This is a genomic window from Marinobacter sp. BSs20148 (assembly GCF_000283275.1).
GTDB classification, from domain to species: Bacteria; Pseudomonadota; Gammaproteobacteria; order Pseudomonadales; family Oleiphilaceae; genus Marinobacter; species Marinobacter psychrophilus.
Window position 1 is genome coordinate 1,260,308 of sequence record NC_018268.1, and the last position, 14,665, is coordinate 1,274,972.

A 14,665-nucleotide genomic window follows, 5' to 3' on the forward strand; every position below is an offset into this window, starting at 1 on the left:
GCAGGGCAGACCGAGCAAAGTGTTTGGCGTGGGCGCTGTGCTTTCGCAAAGAAGCGCAGTACCGGCTTTCAAATACTGCGAGGAATGACCATGGGTACGATAGATATAATCGCCAGCGAGCGGTCGTTTGAAAAAAAGCTGAGTTTCCGCAAAGGCCTGATGGCACTGGCGGCGTCCGTCATGTTGGCGTCTTCTGTGCAGGCGGCGACGCCGAGCACAGCTGAGGTCAACACCACAGGGCTGGCGGTGACTGACGACACCGTTACTGTCGGTATATTGCACTCTATTACCGGCACCATGTCGATCAGCGAGATCGGGTCGGTGCAGGCAGAAAAACTGGCTATCAACCAGATTAACGCCTCTGGCGGTGTGCTTGGCCGCCAAATTGACTTTGTGCAGGAAGACGGCGCCAGCGACTGGCCAACGTTTGCTGAGAAATCCCGCAAGTTGCTCCGCCAAGACAACGTTGCCGCTATTTTTGGTGCCTGGACCTCCGCTTCCCGTAAGGCCATTTTGCCGGTCATCGAGCAGTACAACGGCATGTTGTATTACCCCACCTTTTACGAAGGCCTGGAACAATCACCCAACGTGGTTTACACCGGCCAGGAAGCAACCCAGCAGATTCTTGCGAGTCTTGATTGGATTGCCAAGGAGAAAGGCGCAAAAACTTTTTACCTGCTTGGCTCTGACTACATTTGGCCACGTACCTCCAACAAGATTGCTCGCAAGCACATCGACAAGCTGGGCCTGAAGGTTGTGGGTGAAGAGTACTACCCACTGGGCCACACCCAGTTCAATACGGTGATCAACAAGATCAAGCTGCGTAAGCCTGACGTTATCTTTGCTTCCGTCGTCGGCGGCTCCAACGTGGCCTTCTACAAGCAGATGAAAGCGGCGGGTGTTGATTTCACCGACGAGAAACCATTACTGCTGACCATCTCCGTAACCGAGGACGAAATCCGCGGTATCGGTGGTGAGAACGTAGAGGGCATTTATGCCTCGATGAAGTACTTCCAAAGCTTGGACAACCCGAACAACACGGCGTTTGTGGCGGCGTTCAAGGAAGCTTACGGCGATGACATGGTCATTGGTGACGTCACCCAGGCGGCCTATCTTGGCCCATGGTTGTGGAAGGCAGCGGTCGAGAAGGCCGGTTCTTTTGATATCGACCGGATTCGTGAGGTCTTTGCGGGCATCGAGTTTGATAAGGCACCAGAAGGTTACGTTCGCATCCACGAAAACCATCACCTGTGGTCCAAGACCCGAATTGGCCAGGCTCAGATTGATGGCCAGTACAAGGTTATGTTCGAGACCGAAGAGCTGATGGAGCCCGATCCTTTCCCTAAAGGTTATCAGTAAAGCTGGATAGTCGGCGCCTTCGGGCGCCGACGTTCATTGCTTTCGAAACGCGAAGCACGTTGGTTTGAACGGGAGATAGGGTCATGTTTGACGGCTACACCAGCAGTGAATTGATGTCGATATTTGCCATGCAGGGTTTTGCCGGGCTCTCCCTGTTTTCAGTGTTTGTTCTGATGGCCTTGGGCCTGGCCATCATCTTCGGTCAAATGGGCGTGATCAACATGGCCCACGGGGAGTTCATGATCCTTGGCGCTTATACCACCTACCTGACATCGGGTTTTTTCCAGTCTTACTTACCGGGTCTGTTTGGCGGGTATTTCTTTATCGCCATGATTCTGGCCTTCCTGGTCTGTGCCGCACTAGGAGCGATGGTTGAGTGGCTCATTATACGGCGCCTCTATCACCGACCGCTCGACACGTTGCTGGCAACCTGGGGCCTGAGCCTAATTATGCAACAGGCCTATCGCTCCATCTTCGGCGCCCGGGAAGTGGGTGTCGATCTGCCCGAATGGATGATGGGTGCTATTCAGGTGACCGATATGGTGGAACTGCCAATTAACGGCCTGTTCGTGATGATAATCGCGCTGTTGATTGCCGTAGCGTTGTACCTGCTGATGTATCGCTCCGGCTACGGCAAGAAAGTGCGGGCGGTGGTTCAGAACCGCCCCATGGCAGAAGCGGTCGGCATCAACAGTGCCGGCGTCGACCGCGCCACTTTTGCACTTGGCTGTGGTATCGCCGGTATCGCCGGTGCTGCGTTCACCATGATCGGCTCAACCGGGCCCTCGTCCGGCCAGGCCTACATCGTGGATACCTTTCTGGTGGTGGTGTTTGGCGGTGCGCAAAGTCTGGTGGGCACGATTGTTTCCGCCTTTGGCATCTCCCAGGCCCAGTCCACCATGGAGTTTTTCCTAAGTGGCTCTATGGCCAAGGTACTCACCCTGCTGGTGGTCGTCGGGATTTTGATGATACGCCCGGAAGGACTCATGGCCCTCAAGGTCCGTCGCTAGGAGATTGTGATGAAGAGTTCAGCTTTAGTGAAATGGTTTGTATCCCGTGAGGGACTCTATTATTTGATACTGGCGGCGATGCTGGTTGTGGTACTGCCGCTGTTCCTCGACCCGTTTCGCCTGAATATGGTGGGCAAGTACCTGACCTACGCCTTCGTCGCCATTGGCCTGGTGATGTGCTGGGGTAAGGCCGGTATTCTCAGCCTGGGCCAAGGTGTGTTTTTTGGTCTGGGCGGCTATTGCATGGCCATGTTTCTGAAGCTGGAAGCCTCCACTCCGGAGGCCACCGCAATTCAGTCCACGCCAGGTATTCCAGACTTCATGGACTGGAACCAGATCACCGAACTGCCCTGGTTCTGGGTTCCGTTCAACAGCTTCTCGTTCACTTTGTTGGCGGTGATTGGTGTGCCCATGTTGTTGGCGTTCATCATCGGTCTGGCGATGTTTACCCGGCGAGTGGGAGGTGTGTACTTCGCCATCATTACTCAGGCCATCGCTGCCATTCTGACTATTCTGATTATCGGGCAGCAGGGTTACACCGGCGGCGTGAATGGCATTACCGATTTGCAGACCCTGAATGGTTGGGACATACGCACCGATGAAGCGCGAATTACCCTGTACTTTGTCTGCGTTGGTATGTTGTTCCTGTGCCTGTTCGTGGCGCGTTTTGTGGAGAACCGCAAACTGGGGCGCATTCTGGTGGCCATGAACGCGCAGGAAAATCGGGTGCGTTTCTCCGGCTATGACGTGGCCGCTTTCAAGATCTTCGTGTTCTGCCTGGCAGCGGCCTTTGCCGGTATTGGCGGCGCTATGTTCACTCTGCTTGTGGGTTTCATGTCGCCGTCATTTATTGGCATTGTTGCTTCCATCGAAATGGTCATCTTCTGTGCCCTTGGGGGCCGGTTATCTATTCTTGGCGCGGTTTACGGCGCGTTGCTGGTGAATGCGGCGAAAAGTGGTTTCTCCGAATCCTTCCCCGAACTCTGGCCTTTTGCCATGGGTGCTTTGTTCATTGGTGTGGTGCTGGCCTTTCCGAACGGCCTCGCAGGGCTTTACCGGAGCTACGTTATGCCTCTGGAGGACCGCCTGTTCAAGCGAAAAAAGGCACAGGCCAACTCCGTGGCAAAACCTGCAGTTGCAGAGCCGGAGGCTAAAAAAGCCGTCGATTACGATGCGAAAGCCGACACCTACAGCCCGGAGAAATCATGATGAGTGCAGCCAAAAAAAATAGCTCGGATTTCTTGCTGTCGGTGGAGGGGCTGACTGTGTCATTCGACGGCTTCAAGGCGGTGGATGATCTGTCATTCTACCTTGATCCCAAGGAAATCCGGGTCATCATCGGCCCTAATGGCGCTGGCAAAACCACCGTTCTGGACCTGATTTGCGGCAAGACCAAGGCCACCTCCGGCTCCATCAAGTTTGCCGGCAAGGAGCTGACCAAACTTAAGGAGCACCAAATCGTCCACTCGGGCGTGGGCCGTAAATTTCAGACGCCGTCGGTGTTTGAGGATCTGACCGTGTTCGAAAATCTGGAGGTGTCCTATCCCAAGGGGCACAGCGTAATAGGTGCTTTGGCGTTCAAGCGAGACGCTAAGGTTATTGAGGCGGTGGAGGAGGTTGCTGCAACCATTTTCCTGACGGATGCCCTGAACGAATCGGCGGCCTCGCTCAGTCACGGCCAGAAGCAGTGGCTGGAGATCGGCATGTTGCTGATCCAGAAGCCGGCCTTACTGATGCTGGATGAGCCGGTGGCCGGCATGTCTGTGGCAGAGCGAAAGAAAACGGCGGAATTGCTCAGGGTGATCACCAAGGACCACACGGTTCTGGTGGTTGAGCATGACATGCAATTTGTTGGCGATATTGCCGACCGGGTCACGGTGATGCACCAGGGCAAGGTTCTCTCCGAAGGTTCCATTGAACACGTGAAGTCGGATCCGAAAGTCATCGAAGTCTATCTGGGGCACTGATCATGCTAAGCATAAAACATCATTCGGTGGCCTATGGCCAAAGCACCATCATCGATGACTTGAATCTGGAGGTGGCTGAAAACGAGATTGTGGCCGTGGTCGGCCGCAATGGCATGGGTAAGACGACGCTGATGAAATCTCTGGTGGGCATGACGCCAACCAAAGGCGGTGAAATCAGCCTCAACGGCAAAAATATCTCCAATCTGAAGAGCTTTCAGCGGGTTCGTGCAGGTATCGGTTTTGTGCCACAGGGGCGGATGATTTTCCCCACCCTGACGGTGCGCGAGAATATTGAGACGGCGCTGGCTGCCGTGGGCGAGAAGAAGGTGCCGGAGGATCTGTACGAGATGTTTCCGGTGCTGAAGGAAATGCAGAACCGCCGCGGCGGCAATTTGTCCGGGGGCCAGCAGCAGCAGCTGGCCATTGCCCGGGCACTGGCCACCCGGCCCAAGGTGTTGCTGCTCGACGAACCCACCGAAGGCATTCAGCCCAATATCATCAAAGAAATCGCTCAGACCCTGAAGCGGATTCGCGATGAGCGCGGGCTTTCGATTGTTGTGTCGGAGCAGGTGCTCAGTTTTGTGATGGATGCAGCGGACCGGATTTTAGTGATTGAGAAGGGCTCCATCGTTCACGAAGAGAGCCGGGTCGGCGCAGATCAAAACAAGATTGCCAGTTATTTGGCTGTTTAGTTGGGTGGAAACCACCCGCCTCAACGGCCCGGACGTTTGTACAAATTCGAGGAGAGTAACCGATGAGACACGGCGATATTTCCAGCAGTAACGATACCGTCGGCGTGGCGGTGGTGAATTACAAGATGCCGCGGCTGCATAACAAGGCCGAGGTGTTGGACAACGCCCGCAAGATTGCGGACATGATCAAAGGAATGAAAATCGGTTTGCCGGGCATGGATCTGGTGGTGTTCCCGGAATACAGCACCATGGGCATCATGTATGACAACGAACAGATGATGGAAACCGCCGCCACCATTCCAGGCGACGAAACGGCCATCTTCTCTGCCGCCTGCCGCGAGGCCAATACCTGGGGTATTTTCTCGCTGACGGGCGAGCGCCACGAGGATCACCCGAACAAGGCGCCTTACAACACGCTGATTCTCATTAACAGCGAAGGTGAAATCGTCCAGAAGTACCGCAAGTGCGTTCCCTGGTGCCCTATCGAGGGCTGGTATCCCGGTGATACCACCTACGTCAGTGAAGGCCCCAAGGGCATGAAGATCAGTCTGATTATCTGCGACGACGGTAACTACCCGGAAATCTGGCGGGATTGCGCCATGAAGGGCGCCGAGCTGATCGTGCGCTGCCAGGGCTACATGTACCCAGCTAAAGAGCAGCAGGTGATGATGTCCAAGAGCATGGCCTGGGCCAACAACTGCTATGTGGCGGTGGCCAACGCTTCCGGCTTTGACGGCGTTTATTCCTATTTCGGCCACTCGGCGATTATCGGTTTTGACGGTCGTACGCTGGGTGAGTGTGGGGAGGAAGATATGGGCATTCAATACGCCCAGCTCTCGGTAAGCCAGATCCGCGATGCCCGCAAGAACGACCAGTCCCAGAACCACCTGTTCAAGCTACTGCACCGGGGCTACACCGGCGTTCATGCTTCCGGCGATGGTGATAAGGGCGTGGCCGAGTGCCCGTTCGAGTTCTACCGCACCTGGGTGATGGATGCCCAGAAAGCGCAGGAAAACGTGGAGGCCATGACCCGTAAAACCGTAGGTGTGGCCGAGTGCCCGGTGGGCAACCTGCCAGTCGATGGCAAGGAAAAATCCGCAGGGGCTTAAAGCCGGGAGTTGCCGATGCCGTTTATCAATGAGCGGCTGGAAGCTAACCGGGAATCCATTGAAAAGAACCGGGCCGTCTCAGGCCCGGTTCGTGTTTCCCGGTTCCGCTTTGAGCCAGATACTGTCATGTCCCGCCTACGGGAAAATATCGTTGGCCAGGAAGACGCACTGAAAGCTATGGAATCCATGCTGGTGAGGGTGAAAGCCGACATCGGCGAGGAAAATCGGCCTTTGGCGGTGCACCTGTTCCTTGGTCCCACCGGGGTGGGCAAAACTGAAACTGTGCGCTTGATCGCCGCAGCCATTCACGGCAACCCGGATGGCCTTTGCCGCATCGACATGAACACCTTGGCCCAGGAGCATTACGCCGCCGCGCTTACTGGCGCACCGCCAGGCTACGTGGGCAGCAAGGAAGGCCACAGCCTGTTTGACCTTAACAAGGTGCAGGGCTCGTTCAGCAAGCCCGGTATTGTGCTGTTCGATGAAATCGAGAAAGCCAGCAAGGAAGTGGTGCGCACCCTGCTGAACATACTGGACACCGGCCGGCTGATGTTCCCCTCCGGCAATCGCGAGATCGACTTCTGCAACACCCTGATTTTTATGACCAGCAACGCCGGAGCACTGGATGCCGAGGTGCACGAACAGCGCTACCAAAGGGGCTGGCGAAGCTGGCTAGGGTTATCACCCGGCAACGTTAAGGGTATGCGCGATACCGCTCTGCGCCGACATTTCGACCCGGAATTCCTCAACCGAATTGACCAGATTCTCACCTTCAACCGCCTCACCGACAATTGGCTAGAGGCACTGCTAAATATCGAGTTGGCAGGCCTGAATCGCCGGTTGTCAAAAAAACAGGCCAACCTGTCTCTTTCGCCTAAGCTCAGAGAGGAGCTGTGCCGCGGTTACGATGCGCGCTATGGCGCCCGGGAAATGCTGCGGGCTTTTCGTCAGCGCCTGGAACCCGTCGTAGCACGGGCGCTGCTGGCGTATCCGCACTGCTACCGGTTTGAAGCTAGCATGAGAAACAGAGAAGTGGTCGTACACCAATACGTCGAATGACGTAGGCACCGGGGGCATTTCGCGAATACTCCCCCGCTGCCAGATTTCGGATAGTAAAGCCGTTAATTAAACGTGTAAGCCAATAATTCCAAGGAGTCTTCGCTATGGCTGAAACTATTATCAAGATCGATCTGTCCAAGTCGGCCTACGAGAACGACAAAATTCACAATCGCTGGCACCCGGATATTCCGCTGGTGGCCACCGTTAAACCCGGTGATGACTTTATCGTCGAGTGCTACGACTGGACCGGTGGCCAGATCAAAAACGATGACAGCGCCGACGATGTGCGCGATGTGGATCTGACCCAGGTGCACTTTCTGTCTGGTCCGATTGGTGTGGAGGGTGCGCAGCCCGGCGATCTGCTGGAAGTCGATATCCTTGATATCGGCACCTTCAAGGAGAGCCAGTGGGGCTTTAACGGATTTTTCTCCAAGCAGAACGGTGGTGGTTTTCTGACCGAGCACTTCCCGGAAGCGCAGAAAAGTATCTGGGATTTTAACGGCATGTTCACCAAATCCCGCCACATTCCCAATGTGGAATTTGCCGGATTGATTCACCCGGGCCTGATTGGTTGTCTGCCGTCGAAAGAGCTGCTGGACACCTGGAACAAGCGTGAGGCCGGGCTGGTGGCTACCGATCCGGAGCGTGTACCTGCGCTGGCCACGTTGCCGCACGGTGACACCGCTCACATGGGCCAGTTAAAAGGCGATGCTGCCAAAGCCGCCGGTGCCGAGGGCGCCCGCACCGTGCCGCCCCGTGAGCACGGTGGTAATTGCGACATTAAAGATCTTTCCCGTGGTTCTAAAGTGTACTTCCCGGTGTATGTGGACGGTGCCGGTTTGTCAGTGGGCGACCTTCACTTCAGTCAGGGCGACGGTGAAATCACCTTCTGTGGCGCTATTGAAATGGCCGGCTGGATTCACCTGCGGGTTAACCTGATCAAAGACGGCATCAAGAAGTACGGCATCAAGAACCCTGTGTTCAAGCCCAGCCCGATCAAGCCTCGTTATGACGATTACGTGATTTTTGAGGGCATCTCCGTTGACGAAGACGGCGGCCAGCATTATCTGGACGTGCAGGTGGCCTATCGTCAGGCCTGCCTGAATGCCATCGAATACATGACCAAGTTCGGCTATACCAAGGCTCAAGCCTACGCAATTCTGGGTTGTGCGCCGGTGGAAGGCCACATCAGCGGTGTGGTGGATATCCCGAATGCCTGTGCCACGCTCTGGCTGCCAACCGGCATCTTTGACTTCGATATCAACCCGTGTGCCGAAGGGCCGAAGAAAATGGTCACTGGTGGAATGGATTTACCGCTGTCGAAAGACAAGGAGTAAGCACCATGCCTGTGTATGACTATAAATGTCGGGAGCACGGTTTGTTTAACACATTGGCGACCATGGCAGACGCCGCTAAGCCGGCGGAGTGCCCTAGCTGCAACGTGCTATCGCCGAGGGTGATTGTGTTAGCTCCGCACATTGCAAACATGGACACCACAAAGCGGGCGGCGATGGAACGGAATGAGCGTTCCCGCCATGAGCCTGTGTTTTCAACCGCCGACCGCCGGGATAACGACAAAGAACACAGCCGAAGTTGCGGCTGTGGCTTACCCAAACCCGGGAAGTCCCTGCTGTTTTACACCGCTGACGGGAAGAAAATGTTCCCCTCCATGCGGCCGTGGATGATCAGCCACTAATCAACAGCTGTTGATTCGGTTTAGCAAGTTGCCCCTTCGGGGGCTTCTTTTGTTATGGCGTTTGTACGCAGTGGTCGAAATGCTCTTATCCCAAAGTGCAGATTTCTAAGCCCTCCCAAATACGCATGAAACCGACTCCCCCGGCGAATACCTCGGTTATCTGCGTTCACCGATTATGGAGTTTAAGCGAAAGAGTTCGCTTACGGCGCCGCTAAAACAGCGCCTGGTTCTGAATGTCCAAACATATCCGGGGAAATTATGAATAATAATAAAATTAGACGGTCAAGCTTGTTTATTGCGATGGTGGCTGCAATGGGCGTCAGTGCAGCGGCGAATGCGGCGGTGGAGTTGTATAACGAAGACGGCACTTCTTTTTCTGTTGATGGTTATTTCAACGCGTTTTACGTAAATCGTGACAACAACGTAAACAATACCCGCGATTCCCGCGTGAAAATGGGTTTTTTGCCAAACACCATAGGCTTTAATTTCAGCAAAGAAATGGGCGATCTCACTCTGGGTGGTCGTTCGTCATTCTGGACATCGATCAATGACAGTCTAGACGACGGTTTAGCAACGGATACCGCGATTGATGTTCGTCAGTTCTACGCCACCGTTGACGGCGATTTTGGGCAGGTGCTATTGGGTAAAGATTTTGGTCTGTACGCCCGTTCTAACATTTTCCTTGATGAAATTCTGATGGGCTTCGGTTCTCCAGGTACGGCGGGAGGTGTGTCGTTCGGCAATATTCGCGCCGGCTACCCGTACCCGACACCGTCAGCCCAGATAACGTATCGCGCGCCGGAAATGTCCGGTTTTAACCTTGCTGTTGGTATTCTGGATCCGGCGGACACGGTTACCGGTACCAACGATGAAAACGCGGCACCACGCTTTGAATCTGAAGTCACTTATACCACTTCTTTGAGTAACGTAGCGCTTACCGGCTGGGTTAATGGCCGTTATCAATCTGCGGAAAATGGCAGCACCACCGTTGAAAGCACCGGCGTTGGTTACGGCCTTAAAGCATCGCTTGCCGGGTTGACTCTGGCGGCGTCTGGCTTTACTTCAAAAGGTGATAATCCGGTATTGATTGGCAACTCTGCGGTGACTGAAGACGATGCTGACGGATTTTTAGTGCAGGGTTCCTACGCTTTTGGCGCCAACCGACTGGTGTTGTCGTACGGCGAGACGGACGCCGAAATTCTGGACTTTGAAACCGAGAGCACTACCTTCGGCTTCTTCCACGATGTGAACAGCAATTTCAAGTTGGTGGCGGAATACAATATGTTCGAGCAGAAGAATCGGACGACCGGTGTAACCAGTACCGATGCGGACACCATCGCCCTTGGTGCGATTGTGATGTTCTGATCGTGCTGGACCACAAGGGGTAGAGTCGTGGCTTTGCCGCCTTGTGTATGCTGCTGGCTAGAACTAAAGTGCTGGTTTTCTAGTGGGTGTACCGACCTTGCTGTTTGGCATTGATAAAGGAGTTTTATAATCAATGGCTTACGACCATTTTGGTGCGCCCGTAAAAAGCACTGAAGTTGCATTGGCGAACAGGCTGCAGTCCGTAGAATGTGGGAGAAGATCTTTTTCTGCGGAATTACGCCCTATGCAGCCAGTAACGACTCAGCCCGCCGTTCGTGTAGCCAGTACGTGCCTTCGCGAGCCGGTTTTGGCAGCGAACAGTCTGGCCAATCAACTCAGCCACTCGCACTTGGGCTATGTTCTGTTTTTCTGTTCTGCAGAGTACGACCTGGAGCGGCTTGGGCCGGCTTTGCAGCAGGTGTTTCCGAGTGTGCGCCTGTCGGGTTGCACCTCGGCCGGTGAAATTACCGCCCGTGGTTATGATCGGGGGTGCATCACAGCCATTGGCTTTGACAGTCGATTTTTCGCGATCGACTGCGCGCTGATTCGCGAAATGGATCGGTTTTCGCTCCTTGACGCGCAAAATGTTATTGATGGCCTGCTAACGAACTGCCGCAACGCCCGCCTGGCGCCCATCAAAGGCAATACGTTTGCCATCACCTTGTTAGACGGACTTTCAAGCCGTGAAGAGTTGGTGCTTGCGACGCTGAATGCGGCGCTTGGCAGCATTCCTCAATTTGGCGGATCCGCCGGCGATGACGAGCGTCTCTCCAACACCCATGTATTTCATGACGGTCTCTTTCACGCTGGCGCAGCCACAGTGATGTTGGTGAATACGCCTTTAGACTTTCGGGTATTTTCCAGCCATCACATGACAGAAGGGAAGGAAAAGCTGGTTGTCACGCGTGCCTGCTCTGACAGTAGAACGGTGTATGAGCTAAACGCCGAGCCTGCCGCAGATGCCTACGCCCGAGCGGTTGGGGTATCGACTGACGAATTAGACCGCACGGTATTCGCACTGCGCCCACTGGGTGTGAAAGTCGGAGGTCACTATTTTGTGCGCTCCATTCAATGCGTTAACCCTGATAAAAGCCTGACGTTTTATTGCGCCGTCGAGACCGGAATTGTAATGACGTCTATGGAGCCGCAGTCGCTGTTAGACAGCGTGCGTGAACAGCTTGAAATTTCCGAGAACATTGTTGGAACACCATTAATCACCATCGGTTGCGATTGTTTTTTACGCCGCCTTGAAGCCGAAATCACCGGTAAATCAGAAGAAGTATCGGTGTTTTTAAGGCAGCACAAGGTGGTCGGCTTTAATAGCTATGGCGAGCAGTTTAACGGTATGCACATTAACCAGACATTTACGGGGGTGGTTATTGGTCAGCCTGACACCGGTTCCTTGTAACGATCAGGTACACCCGAGCGCGGCGCTGATTCGCCGTATTGATCTGCTGGAAGCTGAAAATGGGCGTCTGCGCAAAATTCGTGATGCGCTGATTGTCAGGGTGGAATCTGGCACGGCCCAAAAACCTGAACCTTACGCTGCGTTTGAGCATTCTGTGGTGCTTGCGGAACAAGTGCGTGAACGCACCGAAGCGTTGAATGATGCCATGGACGAACTCCGTGGCAGCAACAAGGCGCTGAACCGGGCCCGCGAGGAAGCGGAAACAAGCCGCCAGCGTCTTAGCGATGCCATTGAAAGCATCGCTGATGGTTTCGTGTTGTTTGACCATCGCCATCTGCTGGTGCAGAGCAATAGCCGCTTTCGCAGTTACTGGCGGCACGCTGGTGTTGCCATGCCGACCCCGGGTACGAGTATCGAAACCGTTCGAAGCCTGGCGTTCGCGTCGGGTTTAATTGTCGAGGAACACCGTGAGCCCGATTCAGACGGCGTGGTGTTTCTGCTTTCAAATGATCGATGGGTGCAAATGACTGAAAGACCCACCCGAGAGGGCGGTTTGGTGGTGCTCTATTCCGATATCACCGATGTAAAAAACAGTGAAATGGCACGCCGAATCAAAGCGCTTGAAGAGAGCGAACGTTGGATTCGTGTCGTCACTGACCATGTGCCGGCCCTGATCGCCTATGTCGGCGCCGACTTGAGCATTCAGTTCTGTAACCAAGTTTATGAAACCTGGTATGGCCGTGACGGCGAGTCGCCTCTGGGCAAACGCCTTGATCACGTCCATTCCGAAGAGCTGTATCAGCGGCTGCTGCCGCAGATGTTGGAAGTGTTAGCTGGTCATAATGTTAACTTTGAATTTGAAGAAGCCAGCGAAGAGGGTCAGGTGCGTCATATGCTGCGTTCCTACGTGCCGAACTTTGACGAGCAAAATGACGTTGTCGGCTTTTTTGTGCTCATTCGCGATATTACCGAACGTCGTAAAACGGCACTTGCCCTAGAGCAGGCCTATGATGATCTTGAACGCCGCATCAAGGAGCGCACGTCGGCTCTGACCGAGGCGAAGCAGGAAGCGGAACAGGCTAACCTGTCAAAAACCAAATTTTTGGCCGCTGTCAGCCATGATTTACTGCAACCCCTGAATGCCGCCAGGCTGTTCACCAGTGCCTTACTAGAGCAATCGTTTGGCCCGAGAGCCGAGAGCCTGGTGCGCTCGGTCAGTACCTCTTTGGATGACGTGGAAAGTCTGCTGGGTACTTTGGTGGACATTTCCAAGCTGGACGCTGGCGTTATCAAGCCAGACGTAACCGCGTTTGATCTGCGTGATTTGTTGAATAATATCGCCCGTGAATGCCAGCAAATGGCCATTGCCGAAGGCCTGGTTCTCGACTTTGTGCCGTCTTCGGCCGTTGTCGAGTCCGACTCCCAGCTTCTGGCTCGCATTCTGCGAAATTTTCTGACCAACGCTATTCGCTACACCAGTAGTGGCCGAATTTTGCTTGGCTGCAGGCGCCAAGCGGGGCACGTGCTGGTGCAAGTTTGGGACACTGGGCCAGGCATTCCGCACGATAAACTCCGCGAAATTTTCCAGGAGTTCAAACGAATTCGCCCGGAGGGATCACGCCCCGACAAAGGTCTGGGCCTGGGCCTTGCCATTGTGGATAAAATTGCGCGGATGTTGGATCACGACATTACGGTGTCGTCGGTGGAAGGCAAAGGCTCGGTGTTCAGTGTGCGGGTGCCTTTGGGGCAATTGCAGCCTAGGTGTACAACCACGGAAGTGCTGCACGTGGCAGCCCGACATGGCATGGAGGGCGCCAGGATTTGGGTCATCGATAACGATCGCGCTATCTGCGACGGCATGAAAACTCTGTTGGAAGGTTGGGATTGCCGGGTAACCTGCGCCATTTCACTGGCAGATCTCGAGCGCCAGCTTGATCCGGTGACCAGCCCGGTAGACCTGATACTGGCGGACTATCACCTTGATAACAACGAAACCGGAGTGGATGTTGTCGCCAGCGTTAATAGTCGCCGGCATTACCCCGCGCCGGTGGTGATGATTACTGCCAACTACACCAACGAACTGAAGCAGCAAATCCGTGACTTGGGTTATGTGCTGATGAACAAGCCAGTCAAGCCACTGAAACTCAGGAACACGTTAAACCATTTGATTGGCGGGCCAGTGTGAATGAAGCACTAAAATTACCATAAAAACGGAGCGGTGCGCGCTCTGTAAGGCGGCTGGTTAGCGCTTCAAATATTGACTGAAGTCGACATCGCTGGCGGACAAAATAGCCTGCACCCGGTTATGTACGCTGAGTTTGCGCAATATTGCAGAAACATGAGCTTTAACGGTGGTTTCGGCAATATTGAGATTGTAGGCAATCTGCTTGTTGGATTCACCCTTGGACATTCGCTCCAGCACCAGTAATTGGCGCCGGGTCAGGGAATTGAGCAGCTCGGGGGAAACCGGGTTGTCATCGTTACGCCGGCGCCGCCCTGTACTTTCTTTGCCGGTGCGGATGATGTCAGAGGGTAAATACACGTTGCCGTTGAGTATTTGTTGAATGGCTTCCGTCATCTTGACCCGGGGCGAAGATTTGGTGATAAAGCCCACGGCGCCGTAGGTAATAGCCTGCAGCACCACCTGCTTTTCTTCCTCGGCTGACACAATCACCACCGGAATGGTGGGCGCTTCATTACGCAGTGTAATCAGCCCGTTCAGACCGTGCATGCCGGGCATATTCAGGTCCAGCAGAATCAAGTCGAGATCGTCGTTTTCCTTGGCGATTATCAGCGCACTGTCTAGATCGTCGGTTTCGAGGATCTCGCTGCCTTCAAAACCTGACGCGATAACACTGCTAATCGCTTCGCGGAACAATGGATGGTCATCGGCAATCAGGATCTTGTAGGCTGGCTCCATGAACGTCTCTACCTGTCTTCTTTCGCTATCGAGAATTGCTGTGGGTTCATCATAGCCGGTTTGAAGCGAATGTGTGGCAT

At 54.4% G+C, this 14,665-nt stretch carries 13 protein-coding genes; 12 read left to right on the top strand and 1 reads right to left on the bottom strand.

Annotated features, from left to right (window positions below; translation table 11 throughout):
• Nucleotides 1-180: 180 nt before the first annotated feature.
• The 12 genes from urtA (at nucleotide 181) to MRBBS_RS05700 (ending at nucleotide 13,850) form a co-directional block, all read left to right on the top strand.
• Nucleotides 181-1,359, top strand: a complete 1,179-nt coding sequence (gene urtA, locus MRBBS_RS05645) for an urea ABC transporter substrate-binding protein (protein ID WP_227497634.1) — start codon at nucleotides 181-183, stop codon at nucleotides 1,357-1,359.
• 83 nt (nucleotides 1,360-1,442) lie between these two features.
• Nucleotides 1,443-2,369 carry an urea ABC transporter permease subunit UrtB gene (urtB, locus tag MRBBS_RS05650; RefSeq protein ID WP_014870480.1) on the top strand — a complete coding sequence of 309 codons (927 nt, stop codon included), beginning with the start codon at nucleotides 1,443-1,445 and terminating at the stop codon, nucleotides 2,367-2,369.
• A gap of 9 nt (nucleotides 2,370-2,378) precedes the next feature.
• Nucleotides 2,379-3,578, top strand: a complete 1,200-nt coding sequence (urtC, locus tag MRBBS_RS05655) for an urea ABC transporter permease subunit UrtC (protein WP_014870481.1) — start codon at nucleotides 2,379-2,381, stop codon at nucleotides 3,576-3,578.
• Nucleotides 3,578-4,336: an urea ABC transporter ATP-binding protein UrtD gene (gene urtD, locus MRBBS_RS05660; protein WP_187290798.1), complete on the top strand. Its 759-nt coding sequence runs from the start codon at nucleotides 3,578-3,580 to the stop codon at nucleotides 4,334-4,336. Before urtC ends, urtD begins: the two co-directional genes overlap by 1 nt.
• Nucleotides 4,337-4,338: 2 nt before the next feature.
• Nucleotides 4,339-5,028: an urea ABC transporter ATP-binding subunit UrtE gene (urtE, locus tag MRBBS_RS05665; RefSeq protein ID WP_014870483.1), complete on the top strand. Its 690-nt coding sequence runs from the start codon at nucleotides 4,339-4,341 to the stop codon at nucleotides 5,026-5,028.
• 62 nt (nucleotides 5,029-5,090) lie between these two features.
• Nucleotides 5,091-6,137 carry an aliphatic amidase gene (locus tag MRBBS_RS05670; protein ID WP_014870484.1) on the top strand — a complete coding sequence of 349 codons (1,047 nt, stop codon included), beginning with the start codon at nucleotides 5,091-5,093 and terminating at the stop codon, nucleotides 6,135-6,137.
• Nucleotides 6,138-6,152: 15 nt separating this feature from the next.
• Nucleotides 6,153-7,196: an AAA family ATPase gene (locus MRBBS_RS05675; RefSeq protein WP_014870485.1), complete on the top strand. Its 1,044-nt coding sequence runs from the start codon at nucleotides 6,153-6,155 to the stop codon at nucleotides 7,194-7,196.
• 104 nt (nucleotides 7,197-7,300) lie between these two features.
• Nucleotides 7,301-8,533 (top strand): formamidase, encoded by a 1,233-nt coding sequence (gene fmdA / locus MRBBS_RS05680; RefSeq protein WP_014870486.1) that lies wholly within the window; start codon nucleotides 7,301-7,303, stop codon nucleotides 8,531-8,533.
• Between the two features lie 5 nt (nucleotides 8,534-8,538).
• Nucleotides 8,539-8,892, top strand: a complete 354-nt coding sequence (locus MRBBS_RS05685) for a zinc ribbon domain-containing protein (protein WP_014870487.1) — start codon at nucleotides 8,539-8,541, stop codon at nucleotides 8,890-8,892.
• Nucleotides 8,893-9,150: 258 nt separating this feature from the next.
• Entirely contained in the window at nucleotides 9,151-10,257 is a 1,107-nt protein-coding gene (locus tag MRBBS_RS05690) for a porin (protein ID WP_041635103.1), read from the top strand.
• Between the two features lie 244 nt (nucleotides 10,258-10,501).
• A complete protein-coding gene (gene nosP, locus MRBBS_RS05695) occupies nucleotides 10,502-11,665 on the top strand; it encodes a nitric oxide-sensing protein NosP (protein WP_014870489.1) in 1,164 nt (387 codons plus the stop codon).
• The gene (locus MRBBS_RS05700; RefSeq protein ID WP_014870490.1) at nucleotides 11,637-13,850 is read left to right on the top strand and encodes a PAS domain-containing hybrid sensor histidine kinase/response regulator; all 2,214 of its coding nucleotides are present in this window, start codon (nucleotides 11,637-11,639) and stop codon (nucleotides 13,848-13,850) included. The genes nosP and MRBBS_RS05700 overlap by 29 nt, the downstream gene beginning before the upstream one ends.
• Nucleotides 13,851-13,907: 57 nt before the next feature.
• On the opposite strand, the gene MRBBS_RS05705 is transcribed toward MRBBS_RS05700, so the two are convergent.
• A complete protein-coding gene (locus MRBBS_RS05705) occupies nucleotides 13,908-14,585 on the bottom strand; it encodes a response regulator (RefSeq protein WP_014870491.1) in 678 nt (225 codons plus the stop codon).
• Nucleotides 14,586-14,665 lie beyond the last annotated feature (80 nt).

What these genes read in the sequence shown, in the direction of transcription:
- urtA (WP_227497634.1), top strand. Translation starts at nt 181, where the DNA reads ATGTTGGCGTCTTCTGTGCAGGCGGCGACGCCGAGCACAGCTGAGGTC.
- urtB (WP_014870480.1), top strand. Translation starts at nt 1,443, where the DNA reads ATGTTTGACGGCTACACCAGCAGTGAATTGATGTCGATATTTGCCATG.
- urtC (WP_014870481.1), top strand. Translation starts at nt 2,379, where the DNA reads ATGAAGAGTTCAGCTTTAGTGAAATGGTTTGTATCCCGTGAGGGACTC.
- urtD (WP_187290798.1), top strand. Translation starts at nt 3,578, where the DNA reads ATGAGTGCAGCCAAAAAAAATAGCTCGGATTTCTTGCTGTCGGTGGAG.
- urtE (WP_014870483.1), top strand. Translation starts at nt 4,339, where the DNA reads ATGCTAAGCATAAAACATCATTCGGTGGCCTATGGCCAAAGCACCATC.
- MRBBS_RS05670 (WP_014870484.1), top strand. Translation starts at nt 5,091, where the DNA reads ATGAGACACGGCGATATTTCCAGCAGTAACGATACCGTCGGCGTGGCG.
- MRBBS_RS05675 (WP_014870485.1), top strand. Translation starts at nt 6,153, where the DNA reads ATGCCGTTTATCAATGAGCGGCTGGAAGCTAACCGGGAATCCATTGAA.
- fmdA (WP_014870486.1), top strand. Translation starts at nt 7,301, where the DNA reads ATGGCTGAAACTATTATCAAGATCGATCTGTCCAAGTCGGCCTACGAG.
- MRBBS_RS05685 (WP_014870487.1), top strand. Translation starts at nt 8,539, where the DNA reads ATGCCTGTGTATGACTATAAATGTCGGGAGCACGGTTTGTTTAACACA.
- MRBBS_RS05690 (WP_041635103.1), top strand. Translation starts at nt 9,151, where the DNA reads ATGAATAATAATAAAATTAGACGGTCAAGCTTGTTTATTGCGATGGTG.
- nosP (WP_014870489.1), top strand. Translation starts at nt 10,502, where the DNA reads ATGCAGCCAGTAACGACTCAGCCCGCCGTTCGTGTAGCCAGTACGTGC.
- MRBBS_RS05705 (WP_014870491.1), bottom strand. Translation starts at nt 14,585, where the DNA reads ATGGAGCCAGCCTACAAGATCCTGATTGCCGATGACCATCCATTGTTC.